Origin of the sequence: Ensifer adhaerens (assembly GCF_013283195.1) — a bacterium.
Classification (GTDB): Bacteria; Pseudomonadota; Alphaproteobacteria; order Rhizobiales; family Rhizobiaceae; genus Ensifer; species Ensifer adhaerens_G.
Genome location: NZ_JABEKT010000004.1, coordinates 498,475 through 516,889, shown reverse-complemented (window position 1 = coordinate 516,889; position 18,415 = coordinate 498,475). Strand labels below are relative to the sequence as shown.

Annotated in this window: 18 protein-coding genes; 5 read left to right on the top strand and 13 right to left on the bottom strand. The window is 62.0% G+C overall.

All coding sequences use genetic code 11. The features are described from left to right. Positions 1-52: 52 nt before the first annotated feature. From LPJGGPFB_RS28815 to LPJGGPFB_RS28805, 3 genes are read left to right on the top strand one after another with little or no spacing between them, the layout of a single operon-like run. Positions 53-862: a class I SAM-dependent methyltransferase gene (locus tag LPJGGPFB_RS28815; RefSeq protein ID WP_173423346.1), complete on the top strand. Its 810-nt coding sequence runs from the start codon at positions 53-55 to the stop codon at positions 860-862. A gap of 40 nt (positions 863-902) precedes the next feature. Next, positions 903-1,562, top strand: coding sequence for a TetR family transcriptional regulator C-terminal domain-containing protein (locus LPJGGPFB_RS28810; RefSeq protein WP_173423458.1), 660 nt, complete (start codon positions 903-905; stop codon positions 1,560-1,562). Positions 1,563-1,602: 40 nt separating this feature from the next. Then, positions 1,603-2,685 (top strand): extracellular solute-binding protein, encoded by a 1,083-nt coding sequence (locus LPJGGPFB_RS28805; protein ID WP_173423345.1) that lies wholly within the window; start codon positions 1,603-1,605, stop codon positions 2,683-2,685. A 45-nt stretch (positions 2,686-2,730) separates the two neighbouring features. On the opposite strand, the gene LPJGGPFB_RS28800 is transcribed toward LPJGGPFB_RS28805, so the two are convergent. Genes LPJGGPFB_RS28800 through LPJGGPFB_RS28790 form a run of 3 tightly spaced genes read right to left on the bottom strand, consistent with a single transcriptional unit; the run spans position 2,731 to position 5,556 of the window. After that, positions 2,731-3,804 carry an ABC transporter ATP-binding protein gene (locus tag LPJGGPFB_RS28800; RefSeq protein WP_173423457.1) on the bottom strand — a complete coding sequence of 358 codons (1,074 nt, stop codon included), beginning with the start codon at positions 3,802-3,804 and terminating at the stop codon, positions 2,731-2,733. A 7-nt stretch (positions 3,805-3,811) separates the two neighbouring features. Next, positions 3,812-4,636: an ABC transporter permease gene (locus LPJGGPFB_RS28795; protein WP_173423344.1), complete on the bottom strand. Its 825-nt coding sequence runs from the start codon at positions 4,634-4,636 to the stop codon at positions 3,812-3,814. Beyond that, positions 4,633-5,556, bottom strand: coding sequence for an ABC transporter permease (locus LPJGGPFB_RS28790; protein ID WP_173423343.1), 924 nt, complete (start codon positions 5,554-5,556; stop codon positions 4,633-4,635). The genes LPJGGPFB_RS28795 and LPJGGPFB_RS28790 overlap by 4 nt, the downstream gene beginning before the upstream one ends. A 288-nt stretch (positions 5,557-5,844) precedes the next feature. On the opposite strand from LPJGGPFB_RS28790, the gene LPJGGPFB_RS28785 reads away from it, so the two are divergent. Beyond that, complete coding sequence (locus LPJGGPFB_RS28785; RefSeq protein WP_173423342.1) at positions 5,845-7,257, top strand: aminotransferase; 1,413 nt, start codon at positions 5,845-5,847, stop codon at positions 7,255-7,257. Positions 7,258-7,360: 103 nt separating this feature from the next. On the opposite strand, the gene LPJGGPFB_RS28780 is transcribed toward LPJGGPFB_RS28785, so the two are convergent. Both LPJGGPFB_RS28780 and LPJGGPFB_RS28775 read right to left on the bottom strand, forming a co-directional pair. Next, complete coding sequence (locus LPJGGPFB_RS28780; protein WP_173423341.1) at positions 7,361-8,557, bottom strand: aromatic ring-hydroxylating oxygenase subunit alpha; 1,197 nt, start codon at positions 8,555-8,557, stop codon at positions 7,361-7,363. A gap of 217 nt (positions 8,558-8,774) precedes the next feature. Then, positions 8,775-9,116, bottom strand: a complete 342-nt coding sequence (locus tag LPJGGPFB_RS28775) for a GFA family protein (protein WP_173423340.1) — start codon at positions 9,114-9,116, stop codon at positions 8,775-8,777. A 434-nt stretch (positions 9,117-9,550) separates the two neighbouring features. On the opposite strand from LPJGGPFB_RS28775, the gene ggt reads away from it, so the two are divergent. Continuing rightward, positions 9,551-11,296: a gamma-glutamyltransferase gene (gene ggt, locus LPJGGPFB_RS28770; RefSeq protein WP_173423339.1), complete on the top strand. Its 1,746-nt coding sequence runs from the start codon at positions 9,551-9,553 to the stop codon at positions 11,294-11,296. Between the two features lie 184 nt (positions 11,297-11,480). Here ggt and LPJGGPFB_RS28765 read toward each other — a convergent pair whose 3' ends face one another. The 8 genes from LPJGGPFB_RS28765 to LPJGGPFB_RS33810 all read right to left on the bottom strand — a co-directional run bounded on the left by LPJGGPFB_RS28765 (position 11,481) and on the right by LPJGGPFB_RS33810 (position 18,363). After that, positions 11,481-12,926 (bottom strand): MFS transporter, encoded by a 1,446-nt coding sequence (locus LPJGGPFB_RS28765; RefSeq protein ID WP_173423338.1) that lies wholly within the window; start codon positions 12,924-12,926, stop codon positions 11,481-11,483. Between the two features lie 405 nt (positions 12,927-13,331). Next, the gene (gene arsK / locus LPJGGPFB_RS28760; protein WP_173423337.1) at positions 13,332-14,570 is read right to left on the bottom strand and encodes an arsenite efflux MFS transporter ArsK; all 1,239 of its coding nucleotides are present in this window, start codon (positions 14,568-14,570) and stop codon (positions 13,332-13,334) included. 18 nt (positions 14,571-14,588) lie between these two features. Continuing rightward, positions 14,589-15,314 (bottom strand): arsenical resistance protein ArsH, encoded by a 726-nt coding sequence (gene arsH, locus LPJGGPFB_RS28755; protein ID WP_173423336.1) that lies wholly within the window; start codon positions 15,312-15,314, stop codon positions 14,589-14,591. Next, on the bottom strand, positions 15,289-15,711 hold the full coding sequence (gene arsC / locus LPJGGPFB_RS28750) for an arsenate reductase (glutaredoxin) (RefSeq protein WP_173423335.1): 423 nt from the start codon (positions 15,709-15,711) through the stop codon (positions 15,289-15,291). The genes arsH and arsC overlap by 26 nt, the downstream gene beginning before the upstream one ends. Before the next feature lie 2 nt (positions 15,712-15,713). After that, positions 15,714-16,772, bottom strand: coding sequence for an ACR3 family arsenite efflux transporter (gene arsB, locus LPJGGPFB_RS28745; protein ID WP_173423456.1), 1,059 nt, complete (start codon positions 16,770-16,772; stop codon positions 15,714-15,716). Positions 16,773-16,774: 2 nt separating this feature from the next. Then, entirely contained in the window at positions 16,775-17,302 is a 528-nt protein-coding gene (locus LPJGGPFB_RS28740) for an arsenate reductase ArsC (RefSeq protein ID WP_173423334.1), read from the bottom strand. Positions 17,303-17,345: 43 nt separating this feature from the next. Then, positions 17,346-17,702: an ArsR/SmtB family transcription factor gene (locus LPJGGPFB_RS28735; RefSeq protein WP_173423333.1), complete on the bottom strand. Its 357-nt coding sequence runs from the start codon at positions 17,700-17,702 to the stop codon at positions 17,346-17,348. A gap of 292 nt (positions 17,703-17,994) precedes the next feature. Further along, positions 17,995-18,363, bottom strand: coding sequence for a hypothetical protein (locus LPJGGPFB_RS33810; RefSeq protein ID WP_173423332.1), 369 nt, complete (start codon positions 18,361-18,363; stop codon positions 17,995-17,997). Positions 18,364-18,415: the final 52 nt, after the last annotated feature.

Here is an 18,415-nt window from a genome sequence, read left to right as displayed (position 1 = left end):
CTGATAACGCGATAGGATTTCTGTCGAGGTGCAACGCCGGATCGGAGGTCCGATGTCGTCGATCGATGGAGAGGTGCAGCCGCTGGCGGAATACGACGATGCGGCCATCCGCTTTCTCGCGGTGCTCTGGGGGGAGGGGTATCTTTCTCCCGGGGGTGCTGGAGAGGTCGATCGCGTCCTCGAAGGGCTGGAGCTTGGCGGCAAACGCGTGCTCGATTTCGGCTGCGGGGCCGGCGGGGCGACGCTGCATATTGCCGAAACCCATGGCCCGGCGCAGGTGACAGGTTTCGATGTCGAGGTGCCGGTAATCGAGCGGGCTCGAGTTGCTGCCGCGCGTTCGGGTTTGACCAATGTCGCCTTCATCCAGTCGGCGCCCGGTCGTTTGCCATTCCCAGATTGCAGTTTCGATGTGGTCTTTTCCAAGGATGCGCTGGTGCATGTCCCGGACAAGGCGGCGATCTTCCGCGAGATCTTCCGTGTGCTTGCGCCCGGCGGGGCCTTTGCTGCCTCCGATTGGCTGATCTCGCATGATGGCGAACCGTCCAGCAACATGAAGGCCTATCTTGCGGCCGAAGGTCTGAGCTTCGGCATGGCCTCGGCTAAGACCTATATAGCAGCGATGACGGCGGCCGGCTTCGACGATGTCGGTTCGCTCAGCCGCAATGCCTGGTACCGGGACGTCGCCCGCAACGAGCTTTCAAGGCTTGAAGGTTCCCTGCGCGCCGAGGCCATCGCCGCCGTCGGCGAAGCCTATGTGGCGAAGAACATCCGGACCTGGACTGCGATGCAGAAGGTGCTTGACAGTGGTGAGCATTGTCCCACTCATCTGCGTGGCATCAAGCCGATGCCGCGCGGAGCATGATATGCACCTGCGCCTCAAGAAGAACAGCACGGCGGTACGGATGAAACTCACCTCTGCGGCACAGGACGCAACGGACACCGAGAAGCGCGGGCGCAAGGCGTCCAAGGAAACCAGACGGCAGCAGTTGATCGAGGCGACGATCGATTCGCTCGCCAAGCGCGGCTATTCCGAGACAACGCTGGCCGATGTCGCCGATGGCGCCGGTCTTTCGCGCGGCATCGTCAACTTCCATTTCGAAAGCAAGGAAAAGTTGCTGATCGCCACGCTGCAATACATGGCGGACGAATATGCCGCCAATTGGGGTGCGGCGCTGGACAAGGCCGGCGACAAGGCGGCGGCCCAACTCTGGGCGCTCGTTGCCTGCGATTTCGATCGAAAGATCTGCACCAAGCGCAAGCTTGCCGCGTGGTGTGCCTTCTGGGGTGAGGCAAAGTCGCGGCCGACCTATCAGGCGCTCTGCGGCGCACGCGACGTCAAGTACCAGGAGATCTTTCTGGCGCTCTGCCAGACGCTCAAGGACGAGGGCGGCTATGCCTACGAGCCTGAGGGGATGACGCTGGCGCTCTGCGCATCGATGGAAGGGCTGTGGCTGCGGCTGATGATGGGCGACGGACTGACGCGCGAGAAGGCGCATGCTGCGGCCGTCGAGTATCTGCTCGTCGCCTTCCCCACGCATTTCACCCGGGAAGGGCCGAAATAGGGAACAACAACGCCGGAACGGCCGGATAGAGGAGGTTGGCATGATATTGGTGAACGTGTGCAGGCAAATCTTGCGGGGCGTGTTCATCGCCTCGCTTGTCTCGAGCACTGCCCTGCCGGCGCTTGCCGCAGACAATCTCACGATCTTCGACTGGTCGGGTTACGAGGACCCTGCCTTCCACCCCGCCTATACCGCCAAACATGGTGCCGAGCCCGATTTCAGTTTCTTCGGCGACGAGGAAGAGGCTTTCCAGAAGCTGCGCTCAGGCTTCAAGGCCGATCTCGCCCACCCCTGTTCGCAGAGCGTAGCGAAGTGGCGGGAGGCCGGCCTGATCGAGCCACTGGATACGTCGAAGCTGACCTACTGGAACGACACCGATCCAGGCATTGTTGCCATGAAGGGGCTGATGACCACGCCTGATGGCAAGGCCTGGCTGTTGCCGTTCGAATGGGGCAACACGGTGCTGACCTATCGTACCGACACGGTGAAGCCCGAGGAGATTTCCTCGCTGAAGGCCTTTGCCGATCCGAAGTTCAAAGACAGGGTATCGATCGGCGACAATGTCGATGACGCCTATGCGCTCGCGAGCCTTGCGATCGGTCTCAAGGACTGGACGACGATGACCGACGAGCAATTCAAACAGGCGTCGGATTTCCTGCGCGAGGTGCACAAGAACGTTCGCCTCTACTGGACAGACAACACCGACCTCAGCCAGGCGATCGCCAGCGGCGAGGTCGATCTCGCCTGGGCCTGGAACGAAACCGCCACGACGCTGCAGGCCGACGGCGTGCCGGCTGCGATCAAGAAAGACACCGTCGAGGGCCTGTCGACCTGGGTGTGCGGCTATGTCCGGCTCAAGGGTGCTGCGGCCCCGGAGGACCAGCAGTATGACTTCCTCAACTCGATCACCGATCCGGCGATCACCTCCTACATGGTTGAATCCTGGGGCTATGGCCATGCCAATGCGCGCGGCATGGCGCAGGTCGATCCGAAGATCCTGGCCGACAAGGGCTATGCAGACGTTTCGAAGTTCCTCGACAACACGCTGTTCCAATCGCCGATGCCGATGGAGCTGCGCCAGAAGATGATCGCCGAGTTCGAGAAAATCAAAGCAGGTTACTGAGGGGAAAAATTCGGGGCAGCTGCGAGGTGCGGCTGCCCGGCCCAATCAGTCCGAAAGCGCCACGAGCGCATCCGGATCATAGGCGAGCCGAACCGCGTCGCCGACCGGAATGTCATCCGCACCGAAATTGTTGGTTTCCGAGACGGAGAGCGGCTGCTCCATGCCGGGGACGTCGACGATCAGGTGGGTGATCTCGCCGAAATAGTGGCGATCGACGACCCGGCCAGCGAGCTCGAAATCGGCCTTGGCGTCATCCCAAAGCACGCGCAGCCGTTCCGGCCGGATGCCGATCGTCGCCGTGCCATTGCGGGCGTTGAACCCAAGCGGCTTGTCGAGCGTGACGCCGCCGAAACGCGGTGTTTCGACCGAGAGCCGCGTCGCAGTCTCGCCGGTGATCCGCGCCTTCATGAAATTCATGCCGCCGAGAAAATCGGCGATCTGACGGGTGGTCGGGCGCTGGTAGATTTCCTTTGGTGTTGCCACCTGTGCGATGCGTCCGCCAAACATCACGGCGATCCGATCGGACAAAGCGAGCGCCTCGTACTGATCGTGCGTGACGAGGATGAAGGTGATGCCGACGGCCTTTTGCAGCGAGCGCAACTCGACCTGCATTTCCTCCCTCAGCTTCTTGTCGAGCGCCGAAAGCGGTTCATCGAGCAGCAAGACTTTTGGGCGCATGACGAGCGCTCGGGCAAGTGCGACGCGCTGGCGCTGACCGCCGGAAAGCTCGTGCGCCCGGCGCTTGCCGAGATGGCCGAGCCGGACCTGGTCGAGGGCGGCGCCCACGCGCCGGCGCTCCCCGCTCGCATCAAGCTTCAAGCGTTTCAGGCCGTAAGCGACGTTTTCCTCGACATCGAGATGCGGAAAGATCGCATAGTTCTGGAAGACCATGTTGGTCGGACGGCGGTTCGGCGGCGTGCCGATCACCGATTGCCCATCGATGCGGATATCGCCGGTGCTCGGTGTGTCGAAGCCGGCGATTGAGCGCAACAGCGTGGTCTTGCCGCAGCCGGACGGCCCAAGCAGCGAGAAGAATTCGCCGGCGGCAATATCGAGCGAGACGTCATCGAGCGCCTTGTAGATGCCGTAGAACTTGTTGACTGCCTCGATCGTTATCATCGGTGTTTCAGGCATTGAGCGCTCCCTGCGCCCTCAGCCGGTGTTCGGCGCGACGGCGTATGATTTCCGAAAGGGTGAGAAGCAGGATCGAGATGAGGATCATCACGCTACCGAGGGCGAGAACGCCGGGCAGCTTGGCGGCGAAGCGCAACTGCCCCCAGATATAGACCGGCAAGGTCGGCTCGGTGCCCGAGAGGAAGAAGGCGAGGATGAACTCATCGAGCGAGACGGTGAAGGAGACCAGCAGGCTCGAGACGAGCGCCGGGGCGACCACCGGCAGCGTCACCCGGCGAAACGTCCCGATCGCGGTCTCGCCGAGATCGAGCGATGCCTCCTCCAGCGACCGGTCGAAGCCGCCGAAACCTGAAATCAGCACCGACATCGCGTAGGGCAGGCAGAAGATCACCTGGCCGAGAATGACGGTCACCAGCGACAGCTCGACCCCGAGCTGCAGAATGATCATCAGCAGTGAAACGGCAAAGATGATTTCCGGCAGGAACAGCGGCGCCATGATCAACCCGGTCGCCGCCCGCTGGCCGCGAAAGCGATAGCGGGTGATGGCGCGGGCCGCGCAGATGCCGAGCACGGTGGAGAGAATGGCGACGGAGACGCCGACGATCATGCTGTTGCGCGCCGCTTCGAGGAGCGCGGTGTTGTGCCAGAGCGACGCGTACCATTTGGTGGTGAAGCCGGCGAGCGGGAAGGTGGTCGTCGCCGCGTTGTTGAAGGAGAAGATCGGTAAAAGCAGGATCGGAAAATACAGAAACGCCAGATAGACCGTGACATAGGCCGGCAGCCAGCGGGACTTAGGAATGCCGTGACGCCCGCTCATTTCGCCATCCTCACCAGCAGTTTCAGGGCAAGGACCGCGATGCCCGCCATCGCCGAGACGATGACCATCGTCGTCACCGACAGAGCAGCACCAAGCGGCCAGTTGGCACCCTTGCCGAACTGCGCCTGGATCGCGGTCGCGATCATCACGCCATCCTTGCCGCCGACGAGCTTGGGCGTGACGTAGTCGCCGACCGTCGGGATCATCACGATCAGGAAGGCCGAGATGACGCCGGGAAGGGAGAGTGGCAGGGTGACGCGCAGGAAGCTCATCAGCTTGTTGTCGCCGAGATCGTGCGCCGCCTCGATCAGCGAGCGGTCGACCTTCTCGAGCGACACGAAGATCGGCAGGATGGCGAAGGCCGCCCAGCTATGGACGAGCGTGATGACGACAGCGTTGGAGTTGTAGAGCAGCGAGGTCAGCGGCTTGTCGATGATGCCGATCGACAGGAGGCCGGTGTTCATGACACCGCCATAGCCCAGGATCACCTTCCAAGACATGACCCGCAGCAGATAGCTGGTCCAGCAGGGCACGGTGATCAGGAACAGCCAGAGGTTCTTGTGGACGCCGCCATGGAAGGAAATGAACCAGGCGATCGGATAGGAGAGGGTGACGGTCACGACACTGACGACGAGCGAGATGACGAGCGAGCGCACCAGCAGATCCTGGTAGATCGGTTCGCCGAGCGCTGTTTTATAGTTCTGAAGCGTGAAGGTGCGGTCGATCGTCAGGTAGTCCTGGGTCCAGAAGCTGTAGGCGACGACGATCAGGATCGGCAGGAACAACAGGGCGACGGCATAGAGCAGCGTCGGGGAGATCAGTGCCAGCCCGCTTGCTTCTTCGCTGGCCGTCCAGCGAGCCTTGTTCTTTGGCGGATGCGTGGGCCTTTGCTCCACCTCGGTGGCCGACAGCACCGCCATCAGCGATACCCCGGCTTGCGCAATTGATACTCTGCAGTGCGCCAGCCGCGCTTCGGCTCATGTCGATAGAGTCGACAGTGGAAATGCAGCGAACGCTTCATTCGATCCATCCCATGGCGATTTTTCGCCGGTTGGTTCCCTTGAATTAGCAAAACTCAATTCGGCATTGAACGCAAGTGCTATTTCTGCAATATTGATTGAACAGCCATTCAATAAAATGACGTGTTGTTCAATTTTATCATATGGTTGTTTTGAGAATTATGATTGAAACGGTTGGAGGGATTTGTCATGGCCGCGAAGCTCGATCTTGCAAATGTGCCCGATAGCGGCGCAGGAGAAACGTCCGCGCTTGCCGAAAAGCATCTCGTCCAGCCCTGGCCTGTCGCCGGCAGCATAGGTGCGGAAGCGCGCGGGCCGATTGAAAGCGGCGACGGAATTTATGTCGTCGATGGCGAGGGCCGCCGCCTCATCGACGGTCCGGCCGGCATGTGGTGCGTCAATGTCGGTCATCGCCGGACGGAACTCGCCGAGGTCTTGCACGATCAGGCCATGGCGCTGTCCTACAATTCGCCCTGGTACACCACCAATCAACCGTCGGCGGCGCTGGCAGAGCGGCTCGCCGCGCATGCGCCCGGCGATCTCTCGCATGTATTTTACACCACCGGCGGTTCCTCGGCAGTCGAGACGGCGCTGCGTTTCATGCAGTTCCTCAACAATGTGCGCGGACGGCCGGAGAAGAAGCTGATCGTCTCGCGCCAGGGCGGCTATCACGGCTCCACCTATCTCTCTGCGTCCCTGAACGGACGTCCGCGCGACCACGACTGGATGGACAGCGCCACAGATCAGGTGGCGAAACTTGCCTGTCCCAACCCGTTCCGGCGGCCCGCCGGACAATCCGAGGCCGAATTCTGCGATGCGCTGGTTGCGGAGTTCCAGGCGCTGATCGAGGCAAAGGGGGCGGATCGCATCGGCGCTTTCATCGCCGAGCCGATCATGGCCTCTGGTGGCGTCATCGTGCCGCCGGAGGGTTATCTCCGCCGCATGCGCGCGCTCTGCAGCGAGCACGACATCCTGTTCATCGCCGACGAGGTGGTGACGGCCTTCGGCCGGCTCGGCGAGATCTTCGCCTCGAAGGCGGTGTTCGGGATCGAGCCCGACATGATCACCTTCGCCAAAGGGGTGACGTCGGGTTATTTCCCGCTGGGCGGTGTGATGATCTCCTCACGCCTTCTGGAAAGCCTGCGGCAGTCCAACCATTCCGATGCGATGTTCGCGCATGGGCTCACCTATTCCAGCCATCCGGTCGGTTGCGCGGTTGCCCTGCGCAATCTCGACATTCTGGAAGATGGGCTGCTCGACCACGTCAAGGCGATCTCGGGCTATTTCCAGACATCGTTGAAGAGCCTGGAGGCATTGCCGCTGGTCGGCGAAGTCCGCGGCATGGGGCTGATGGCCTGCGTCGAATGCGTCGCCGATCGGGTCAGCAACAACCCGCTGACGCTCGATCTCGAAGTCGGCAAGCGCATCGACCGTCATTGCCAGGAACTTGGCCTGCTGGTGCGGCCGCTGATCAATATGTGCGTGATGTCGCCGCCGCTGACGATCACCACACGCCAGATCGATGACATGGTGACAATTCTCGACGCCAGCATCCGTCGCACCATGGACGAGCTCGTGCGCGAGGGGCTGTGGAAGGGTTGAGCCGATCTGCTGATCGCGCCTGAAAATGCCTCGGCCCCGCCAGCATTCCCCGGCGGGGCCGTTTTCGAAGGGGTCGGTTTTGCGCCGGCCCCTCTTTTTGCGCCTATCGTTTGGAGAGTTCGTCGTTGACTGCAGCCATCCGGTCCTCGGGTGGGGCCACGTCCAGATTGACGACGGGCAGCACGGCGCGAATGTGATCGTGATGCGTGCGCACGCCATATTCCAGATCGGAGAGATAAAACCCGTTGAACGCCTTCGACGTCATGGATTCGTTCGACCAGATCGTCAGTTGCACGTCCTCGGCCTGGGTATCCCGGTCGATGCGGAAGGCGAGGTAGCGGGCAAGCCGTTGCTGGCGGGTTTCCTTCGGGTATCGATAGATCGCGCCGCGCAGCAGCGTCCTGCCGGTCGACAGCGGAAATTCCTGGTAGAACTGCACCGTCTCAGGCGTCACCGCGATGACGGCGTTGGGGAAGAGGCCGAAATAGATCCAGGCCTTGCGCAGCCGCTCGGGCAGATGCGTCGCTTCCGGCGCAATGCCGACATATTGCCGGACACTCCAGCGCCGGCCCGCATGCGGGTTGTAGGTGGCGAAGGATCGGCAAAGGCCGTTGACGAAGGGTTCGTCGTAATAGGTGGAGCCATAGAGATCCTGCAGCGCCGGATGGGCCATGGCGACATGGTAGCCCTCGTTGTCGACGTCGCGCACCGATTTCCAGTTGACCGCACTTTCCTGCGTCCACACGCCTTCGGTCGGCAGCATGCGCTCGGAGCCGTAGTGACCGAACTCCTCGGCAAAGGGCTGCATCAGCTCGGCGACAGAGGGCTGTGGCCCCGGCCGAAAACGGATGAAGACGAAGCCCATCCAGATTTCCAGTTCGAGCGGCACAAGGCCGAATTCCTGCTTGTCGAGTGGCGGAAACGAGCGCGGTCGCGCCGCCCCACGGAGCGTGCCGTCGAGATTGTAGACCCAGCCGTGAAACGGACAGACGAGCGCGTTGCGGCACTTGCCCTTGTCGTCGGCAACGACACGGGAGCCGCGATGGCGGCAGATGTTGTGAAAGCCACGGATCGTGCCCTGCTGGTCGCGCAGGATCAGCGCGCGCTCGCCGACCACATCCATGGTGATGTAGTCGCCCGCCTCGGGAACGTCTGAGACATGACAGGCGATCTGCCAGTGACGGCGGAAGATGTGTTCGCGTTCCAGTTCGAGCAGGGCGTCGCTATGGTAGCACCAGCCGGGCAATCCACGGCGATCCCAGTCGTTCGGGACGGTTATGTCGCGGATCATTTCGTTCATTCAATGTCTCCATTTTTGCTGAACGTTCATTCAATATAATCTGTTTCGAGCAGAGAGACAAGCCGACCTCAAGCGCTCCGGACGATGGACGGCGCGCCGCGCCGTGCGGCCGAACCCCGAGGACGAGCGGCAACAGGACGAGGGTTGCGAGACCCCGGGGCATTCGAGACGCAGGCCGGCGAGACCATGGGGATGCGAAACCCCGAGGCTGGTGGACCTACCAGCTGGCGCCGTCGATCAGCCGGTGGGGAATGTCCTCCCAGACAGACCGGTCGAACAGCCGCATGTTGACGCCCATGCGCGTCGTGTCGGCAGAAATCGGCGACCAGTGGGTGGTGCAGCCGCAGGTGCCGCAATGGTAGATTGTCAGCGTCGCGTCGCCCTGGACGTAACCGACGAGCTTGCCTTGAGGGTCGCTTATCGACACCTCTTCGGCGTCATAATAGCCCCAGAGCGTGCCGAGGCGTGAACACATCGAGCAGTTGCAGCTGCCGAGCGTGTCGGGTCGGACACGGACGGAGAGATGAACCGACTTGCAATGGCAATGGCCTTCGATCATAGGCGTCCCCTTCGGCAGACCGCATTTCCTGGGCGCATGGCGAAGCGTCCGGGAAGGCTTCAGAACCGGACTGTCACAGCCATGGCGGCTCGTGGCAATGGCAAAAACTCATCCGGGCGTCGATCGCGTTCTCGGCTCGTGCGCCGGCTTGCCGCGGCCCGTTGTGGGACGCAAGACGCCGGCCACCGGAGACTATGCCCGTCGGCCGATCCTGGTCCCGTTCGCTTTCGTCGCTGCCTTTCGGTGTTCGTCAGCTGTTGTCCGTAACCACCGCGCATGGCTATACTCCGCACAAGGCTTCGCTCCTTGACCCGGGTTGCCCCGGGGCCACGCCAGCCCGATGGCCGGGCCGGCCAATTGTTGCCTTCGAATTTTGCCGCCGCCCTCATCCGAGGGCGCCGTTTGCCAGAAAACGTCTGTCGCGGGAGAAAAGCATGCGCAATTCCTGCCTGAATATCCTGTCCTTCACCCTGATCGCCGCACTCGGTTCGGTTTCGCCGTCGGCCGTTTGGGCGGCGTCGCCGGAGCCGGTCAAGGCCGAGCACGGCATGGTCGTGACCGCCCAGCACCTGGCGTCGGATATCGGCGTCGAGGTCCTGAAAAAGGGCGGCAATGCCGTGGATGCCGCCGTTGCCGTCGGCTACGCGCTTGCGGTGGTCTATCCGACCGCCGGCAACATCGGCGGCGGCGGCTTCATGACGATCCGCTTCAAGGACGGCAAGACCACGTTCCTCGATTTTCGCGAGCGCGCGCCGACTGCGGCGACCAAGGCGATGTATCTCGACGACAAGGGCCAACTGGTCGATGGCCTCAGCACAGAGGGCTATCTCGCGGTCGGCGTACCGGGCCCGGTGCTCGGCTTCGAGGTCGCGCGCAGCCGCTATGGTACGCGACCGCTCAAGGAACTGATTGCGCCCGCCATTGCGCTCGCCAAGGACGGTTTCCGGCTGGAACAAGGGGATATCGATTCCTTCGATGGCGAAACCGAACGATTGGCAAAAGACCCGGCGGCCGCTGCGATCTTCCTGAAGCCTGACGGAAAACCCTTCGCCGTGGGCGAAACGCTGGTTCAGGCGGACCTTGCCGCCTCGCTTTCAAGCATTTCCGAAAAGGGCACCGACGCCTTCTACAAGGGCGAGATCGCCGACGCCATCGTCAAGGCAAGTGCCGACAAGGGCGGGATCCTCGCCAAGGCGGATTTCGAGAAATACGCCGTGCGCGAACTGGAGCCGGTCAAGTGCAACTATCGCGGCTATGACATCGTCTCCTCGCCGCCGCCGTCGTCCGGCGGCGTCATCATCTGCGAAATCCTCAACGTGCTCGAAGGCTATCCTTTGTCCTATCTCGGTTACGGTTCGGCCGAAACAGTGCATGCGATGATCGAGGCCATGCGCCATGCCTATGTCGACCGCAACACGACGCTTGGCGATCCTGCCTTCGTCGAAAACCCGGTCGCAAAGCTGCTCGACAAGGCCTATGCCGCTGAAATCCGCGGCAAGATCGATCCGTTCAAGGCCGGCGTTTCGCAGGCGCTGATGCCGGAGGGCTTTGCCGAAAGCAAGGAGACGACCCACTATTCGATCATCGACGACGAGGGCAATGCCGTTGCCGTCACCTATACGCTGAACGGCTCCTTCGGCGCCGGCGTGGTCGCGCCCGGGACCGGCATTCTGCTCAACAACGAGATGGACGATTTTACCGCCAAGCCGGGCGCTCCCAATCTCTACGGGCTCGTTCAGGGCGAGGCCAACGCGATCGCCCCCGGCAAGACGCCGCTGTCCTCGATGAGCCCGACCATCGTCTCCAAGGACGGCAAGCCCTTCATGGTGATCGGCAGTCCCGGCGGCGCACGCATCATCACGATCACGCTGGAAGCGATCCTCAACGTCATCGATCACGGCATGAACATTCAGGAGGCGGTCGATGCGCCGCGCATCCATCATCAGTGGCTGCCCGACAAGGTGTTCATGGAGCCCTACGCGCTGTCGCCCGATACGCGCAAGCTTCTCTCGGCGATGGGCCATGACGTGCAGATCGACAAGAGTTGGAGCATCTGGGGCCAGGCGACCGGCATTCTCGTCGGCGGCGAAAGCCTCGCCGAAATCACGGAAGGCGGGGGCGCCCGCTACAACGGTGCGGTCGACAGCCGCATCGGTGCGGGTGCGGCCAGAGGCTACTGATCGGGGCGCTGCCTTCCGCGAGGCCGGCAAACGGGTGGCCGAGCAGACCGCCTGCGGCTCAATCATGCCCGGCGACTGGCAGCAGGACGCGCCATGGCATCGCCGCATGAACAAGCGGTGAGTGTAGAAATCCGGGCGGCATCGTTGTGACCTCCGGGCCACGGCCGATGCCGCTCGGGAACGATTATTTCCGCGGCTCGAATTTGTGCCCTGAAACTTCGACGCCTGCATCGTGCGGCAGGCTCAGAAAACGCAAGGCCGAGAGGGTGCCGATCGTAGCGACCGCGAGAAACGCCCAGCGAAAGTCCGTGAGCGCCGCGGTTTCAGCGCCACGAAGCGCCTGCGACAGATTGAGAACGGCGGCGGCAACGGCGACGCCCATCAGCATGGCCACCTGCTGCAACATGCTCGACAGCGTCGATGCTGAACTGCGTTGGCTTGCATTGATGTCGGCAAAGCCGAGCGTGTTGAGTGCCGTGAACTGCATCGAGCGGAACAGCCCGGCGGCAAACAGCAGCAGGAGCGTCAGCAACTGCGGCGTATCTGTCGATACCGCTGCACAGGCACCAATCGCCAGCGAGGCGAGCAGGCCGTTGCCGACAAGGATGGTGCGGAAGCCGAAACGGCGCAGCAACGACGTGGTCGCCGTTTTCATCGCCAGATTTCCTGCGAAGTAGGCGAGCACATAAATTCCGGTCTCGATCGGATTGAGGCCGAAGCCGACCTGAAAGAGCAGTGGGATCAGAAACGGCGTCGCGTTGATGGCGATGCGGCAGGCGGTGCCGGCCGACAACGTCGACATCGCAAAGGTCTGGATTTTCAGAGCAGAGAGATCGAGAAGCGGATCGGCGATCACCTTGAAGTGACACGTGGCCATGATGCCGATGATCGTGCCCGCTGCCAGCAACAGGACAATTGCAGGCGCATTGACTGTCCCGTGCACGAAGGCCTCGAGCCCGGCCAGCACCAAAGTGAGGGCGGTTGACGATAGGATGAAGCCCTTGATGTCAAGACGACGCGCCTCTTCCTCGCGCTGATCGGGCACGAAGCGCAGCACAAGCGCAAGGCCGATGAGGCCGATCGGTATGTTGATGAGAAAGTTCCAGTGCCAGCTCAGCCACGTGGTGATCACGCTGCCGAGGATCGGGCCGACGACCGGGGCGATTAGCGCCGGCCACGTGATGAGCGCGACCGCGCCGACAAGCTCCGATTTGCGAGCATTCTTCAAGACGATGATCCGGCCGACCGGCGTCATCAGGGCGCCGCCGATGCCTTGCACGGCACGTGCCGCGATGAACTCGCCGAGGCTGCCTGACAGACCGCAAAACAGCGAGGCGAGCGTGAAAATGCCGATTGCGACCAGGAAGACATTGCGCGCGCCAAAGCGGTCGCCAAGCCAGCCGGAGAGCGGAATGAAGGCCGCCATCGTCAGCATGTAGACGGTGATGCCGATGCTCATGGCGACCGGTTGTACACCGAAGGACGCGGCCATCTGCGGCAGCGAGGTAATGACGATCGTACCGTCGAGCATCTGCATGAAGAAGGCGATGGCAACGACCAGCGCGACGACACGGGAATTGCGCGCGGAGGAGGCGTCTTGGGCCTGCGTCTCGGTCGGGATCGCTGTCATGCGGTCACTGCTGGCCCGCATTACAATCAAGAATGTGGTTGTCAGCCAAAACGTGAGACGAAAGCTGGATTGCTGTCGGAAATGAAATCATCGGGGCACTTCAGAATGGATCACGGTTTCGCCGACCCATACGCTTCAGCCGGGACCGGCGACGAAAACAAGGGAGCCCAGGTGACTGGCCCCAGCGCCTTCTATGCGCCCTCAAGCGGACTTGTGTCGATTCCCTTGTTGCGATCGGCGGAGATTTTGCGAGGTTTTGCTGGTTGGGAAAGCGTGAAGCAGCTGATGGGGGCCGCTCAGGTCAGGTGCTAGTCGACGGCAGCCGGCCGAAAGCCCGGGCCGTTGCGACAGCCGTCTGTGAACGCGCCGCTTCGATTGGCTGGTCCAATTGATACCGGGATGCGCCTAGACCTCGATCAGGCCCTTGCCCGCCCCTGACGCTCGATGCTGGTCGCGGCGGTTGAACACGGCGATGGCAGCAAAGGTGAGTATTCCGGCGGCACCTGTCGCAACGGTTATCCATAGGGAAGGCAGCACCCCGAGCCAGGCCAGGGCCGAAGCAAGCGAAAACGGTGCCGCGGCGGACGACAGCTGCTTCGCGGCGGTAACCCAGCCAAGCCGTGCGCCGTAATTGTGCTTGCCGAAAAGCTCAAGCGGCAAGGTGCCGCTGACGATGCTGATCAGGCCCGATCCCATGCCGAAGAGGATGGCGAAGGTGATCGCGCCCGGCAGCCATGGCGCCGTAGCGGTGAGGACGATAAGCCCGAGAACCAACAGGCATGCGGCGATGACGGCAAGCGAGGTCTGGGTGATCTGTTTGCCGAAGAGCATGTTGACGAGGCGACTTGCCACCTGCGCCGGGCCGAATAGGCTGGCCACCAGGAGACCTGACGACCCCAGATCGAGTTCGACCGTCAAGGGCACCATGTGGATCAGAACGGCAGAGAGAACCAGGCCCTCAAGGGCAAACCCGAGCAGCATCAAAGTGAAAAGCGCGGTCCCGTGAGCGGGCGGCGTGACGGGCCGCTCGGACGGCTGGGTGTCCACCGGCACAGCCACGACGTGCCGTGGCCCCTTGAGGAGGTGTGCGAGCCACAGATGGATGGGCAAGCAAAGGAAGAGGTTCATGGCCGCAAACAGCATGTAGATATCGCGCCATGAAATTGATTGGTGAAGGCTCGCGGTCAGTGGCCAGAACAGCGTTGAGGCGAAGCCGGCGATGAGCGTGAGGTGGGTGATCGTGCGCCGCGGATTGCAACCGCCAAACTGGACGATCGCGACGAATGCCGTGCTATAGAGCACGAAGGTCGATGCCACCTGCATTGCCACGAGCGCGATTGCGAAGGTCAGGCGTTCGTTCGCCATCGCCGTGGCGAGCAAGGCGCCGGCCGCGGCGATCGATCCGAAGCACAGAACGCGCCCGGCACCGAACCGGTCCGCCCATCGGCCGGCCATCGGCGCAAAGAGACCCCCGACGAGAAGCGCGCCGGACAGCGTCGCAAACACCCATTGTTCGGTCCAGCCGAAATCGGTGGCGATCGCCGGGACGAGAACGCTGAAGCTGTAGAAAAGCGTTCCGTAGCCGATGATCTGGGTCAGGCCCAGCCCTATGAGGGCCGGGAGCGGGAAGCGCATCTCGGTCATCATGCTCTTCCCATGATCTCAGATCGCCTTGAGCGAGACGCGTTGCTCCAGTTTGTCGGCATCTTCCTTACGCTCGCTGTAGCGATCGGTCAGATAGGCCGAGGCATCGCGGGTCAAAAGCGTGAATTTGACAAGCTCTTCGCAGACATCGACGACACGGTCGTAATAGGAGGAAGGTTTCATTCGTCCGTCGGCGTCGAATTCCTGCCAGGCTTTTGCGACCGAAGACTGGTTCGGGATGGTGATCATGCGCATCCAGCGCCCGAGAATGCGCATCTGGTTGACAGCGTTGAACGACTGGCTGCCGCCGGAGACTTCCATGACTGCAAGGGTTTTGCCCTGTGTCGGCCGCACCGAGCCGAGCGACAGGGGTATCCAGTCGATCTGCGCCTTCAGGATGCCGGTCATGGCGCCATGCCGCTCCGGGCTGACCCAGATCTGGCCTTCGGACCATTCCGACAGACGGCGCAGTTCCTGGACCTTTTCGTGGCTGACGGGGGCGGCATCGGGAAGCGGAAGCCCTTCCGGGTCGAAGATGCGAACCTCCGCGCCGAAATGTTCGAGCAGGCGGCGGGCTTCATGGGCTAGCAGCCGGCTATAGGAGACCGGCCGCAGCGAGCCGTAGAGAATGAGGATGCGCGGCTTGTGCGTCGAAAGGGACGGGCGGAGCGCCGCAATATCGGGCTGGCGGAGATGGTCGAGGCTTGCTGCAGGCAGATCAGACAAGGCGCTTTCCCTCCGCATCCAGTACCCTCTCTCCGTCTTCCTTGGCAAAGGCGCCCTTGAATGTGTCGGGCAGAATGTCGAGCACGGCTTCGGAGGGCCGGCAGAGGCGGGTGCCCATCGGGCTGACAACGAATGGTCGATTGATCAACGCCGGATGCGCGATCATCGCGTCGATCAGTTGCTCATCCGACAAAGACGGATCGTCGAGCCCGAGTTCGGCATAGGGTGTGCCCTTCTCGCGCACCGCTTCTCGCACGGAGAGACCGGCGGCCGCGATCAGCCGCTCGAGCGTTTCCCTGGACGGAGGTGTGTGCAGATACTCGACGACGGTCGGTTCGATGCCGGCGTGGCGGATCATTGCCAGGGTGTTGCGCGACGTGCCGCACATGGGGTTGTGGTAGATGGTGACATCCATGGTCAGGCCCTTTCAGGGTTGGTGTTTCGGACGACGGCAGGGCTGGCCTCGTACCAGTCCTTGCTGCGGTTGACGATCCAGACCACCGACAGCATGACGGGTACCTCGATAAGGACGCCGACCACCGTTGCGAGCGCCGCCCCGGAATGAAAGCCGAACAGCGAGATCGCAGCTGCAACCGCCAGTTCGAAGAAATTGGAGGCGCCGATCAGAGCCGAAGGGCCGGCAATGCAGTGTTTTTCCCCGACTGCCCGGTTCAGGACGTATGCAAGGCCTGAATTGAAGTAGACCTGGATGAGGATCGGCACCGCCAGCAACGCGATTATCGTCGGTTGCGCAATGATCTGTTCCCCCTGGAAGCCGAACAGCAGGATCAGCGTTGAAAGCAGTGCGACCAGTGACAATGGCTGGAGCTTGCCCTGCAGCCAGTCGAGCCTTGCTGTCGATCCCCCGGCCGTCAGCCGCCGTCGCAGGATCTGGGCCGCGGCAACAGGGATCAGGATGTAGAGGGCAACGGAGATCATCAGCGTGTCCCAGGGCACGGTGATTGCCGACAACCCGAGCAACAGCGCGACAACAGGTGCAAAGGCGACGATCATGATGGCATCGTTGAGTGCCACCTGGCTCAGCGTGAAGTGCGGCTCGCCTTTCGTCAGGTTGGACCAGACAAAGACCATTGCCGTGCAGGGCGCGGCCGCAAGGATGATCAGGCCGGCGATATAGGCGTCGATCTGGTCGGCCGGAAGCAGCGGGCGGAACAACCAGCCGATGAACAGCCAGCCGAGCAGCGCCATGGAGAACGGCTTCACGGCCCAGTTGATGAACAGGGTCACGCCGATGCCGCGCCAATAGCTGCCGACCTTCGAAAGCGAGCGGAAGTCGATCTTCAGCAGCATCGGGATGACCATCAGCCAGATCAGGAGGGCAACCGGGATATTGACCTTGGCGATTTCCATTGCGCCGATCGCCTGGAAGACGTCCGGAAAGAGATGGCCAAGTGCGATGCCGACGACAATACAGCCAAAGACCCAGAGGGTGAGCGTGCGTTCGAAGAGCGACATCGTCAGGCGGGCCATGCATGAGTGTTGGTCGTTCCCTCCATCATGCCAATCTGATGCAGGTGGTGTTCAAGCGCCATTCTGTCGATTGATTGCATGGGGAGGTTGACGAACGCAGTGATGCGGTTCTTGAGGAAGCGGGCTGCCTGCGCGAACGCGCGTGCCTTTTCGATTTCTGTTCCCTCGACGGCTGCAGGATCTTCGATGCCCCAATGTGCCGTGATCGGATGGCCGATCCATACCGGGCAGGCCTCGCCGGCGGCGCTGTCGCAGACGGTGAAGATGAAGTCCATCCGGGGTGCGTCCTGCTGCGCAAAGACATCCCAGCTTTTTGACGTCGCCGCTTGCGCGTCGTAGCCGAGCGTTTGCAGTTCGCGAAGGGCGAGAGGGTGTACCTGTCCCTTTGGCCGGCTGCCGGCCGAATAGCCCCGAAATCGCCCCTTGCCCTCCTGATTTAGGATGGCCTCGGCCAGAATGGAACGAGCGGAATTGCCCGTGCACAGGAAGAGCACGTTAAACATGCGGTTGGTCATGGCGCGTCCGTCTAGAGCGTTTCTTGGTCGATGGGTTTGGCTGTCATGGCTGACTTGCTCTCCCGCTGCTGCAGCAGGGCATGAGATCGGCAATCAAGGGTGCGCAGAGGTCGGCGTTGCCACCGCAGCAATCCTTGACCAGGAAGACCGTCAGTTCCCGCAGTGCATCGAGATTGGCGCGATAGATGATCGACCTGCTCTGGCGCTCGCCAGTCACCAATCCCGCACGCGAGAGCGTTGCGAGATGGGCAGACATCGTGTTTTGCGGCACCTCGACCGTTCGCGCGAGCTCCCCGACGGGAAGGCCGTGGGGTTCGTGCTTGACCAGCAGCCTGAAGACGTCGAGCCTGGTCGACTGGGCGAGGGCGGCAAGCGCGATGATGGCTTCTTCATTATCCATATATCCAGATTAATGGATATATGGAGCATGTCAAGTGGAACCGTGAGAGTTTCACAAATCGACGCGCATCTCGATCTTGCCAGATCCATACACCGATCCGGGCTTGCCGATACGGTGCCGGGACCGGACTGCGAATGGATGCCTGCCGACGGAAGCGCGGCCCCGCCTCCAGCCCGATCTGAGTTCAATCGAGGGTCTCAATTTCACGGCGTATCTTTACGGCACTCGCTGTCAAATTGAGAGATGCCTCGGCCTCTGGAAAATTGCGCTCTCTGTTCCAATATCAGAAAGGTCATCTCAACCTGCTTTGATATTGGAGGATCAGAGTCAGATGGATCGGTATTTCCTCGACCTGGCAATCGACGAAGATCAATTGAAAATGCTCCAGCGCGTGTTCCGACACGCCTGCTCCAGCAACGAACTGGAGCCGGAGAGCGAAGAGGCGGATCAACTCGGCGCCTCGCTCATCCAGATCTTTCAGCGCGGCGTTCGCAGCGAGCTTGCGCTCATGCAGATGCTGGGCGGCGACGATCGGCGCGTTGGCGCGAACGACCGGGACACGGCCCCGACCTGACATGGAATGATGCTCGCCACCCCGCGCGGCGGTGTCGTTCGGCGAGGAGGGTCGGCAGGTGCCAGTGTCATGGGAGAGATAGGCCACGGACATTCCTGTCCATGGCCTTCGGCTGGCGTGGAGACGTCAGGGCTCAACC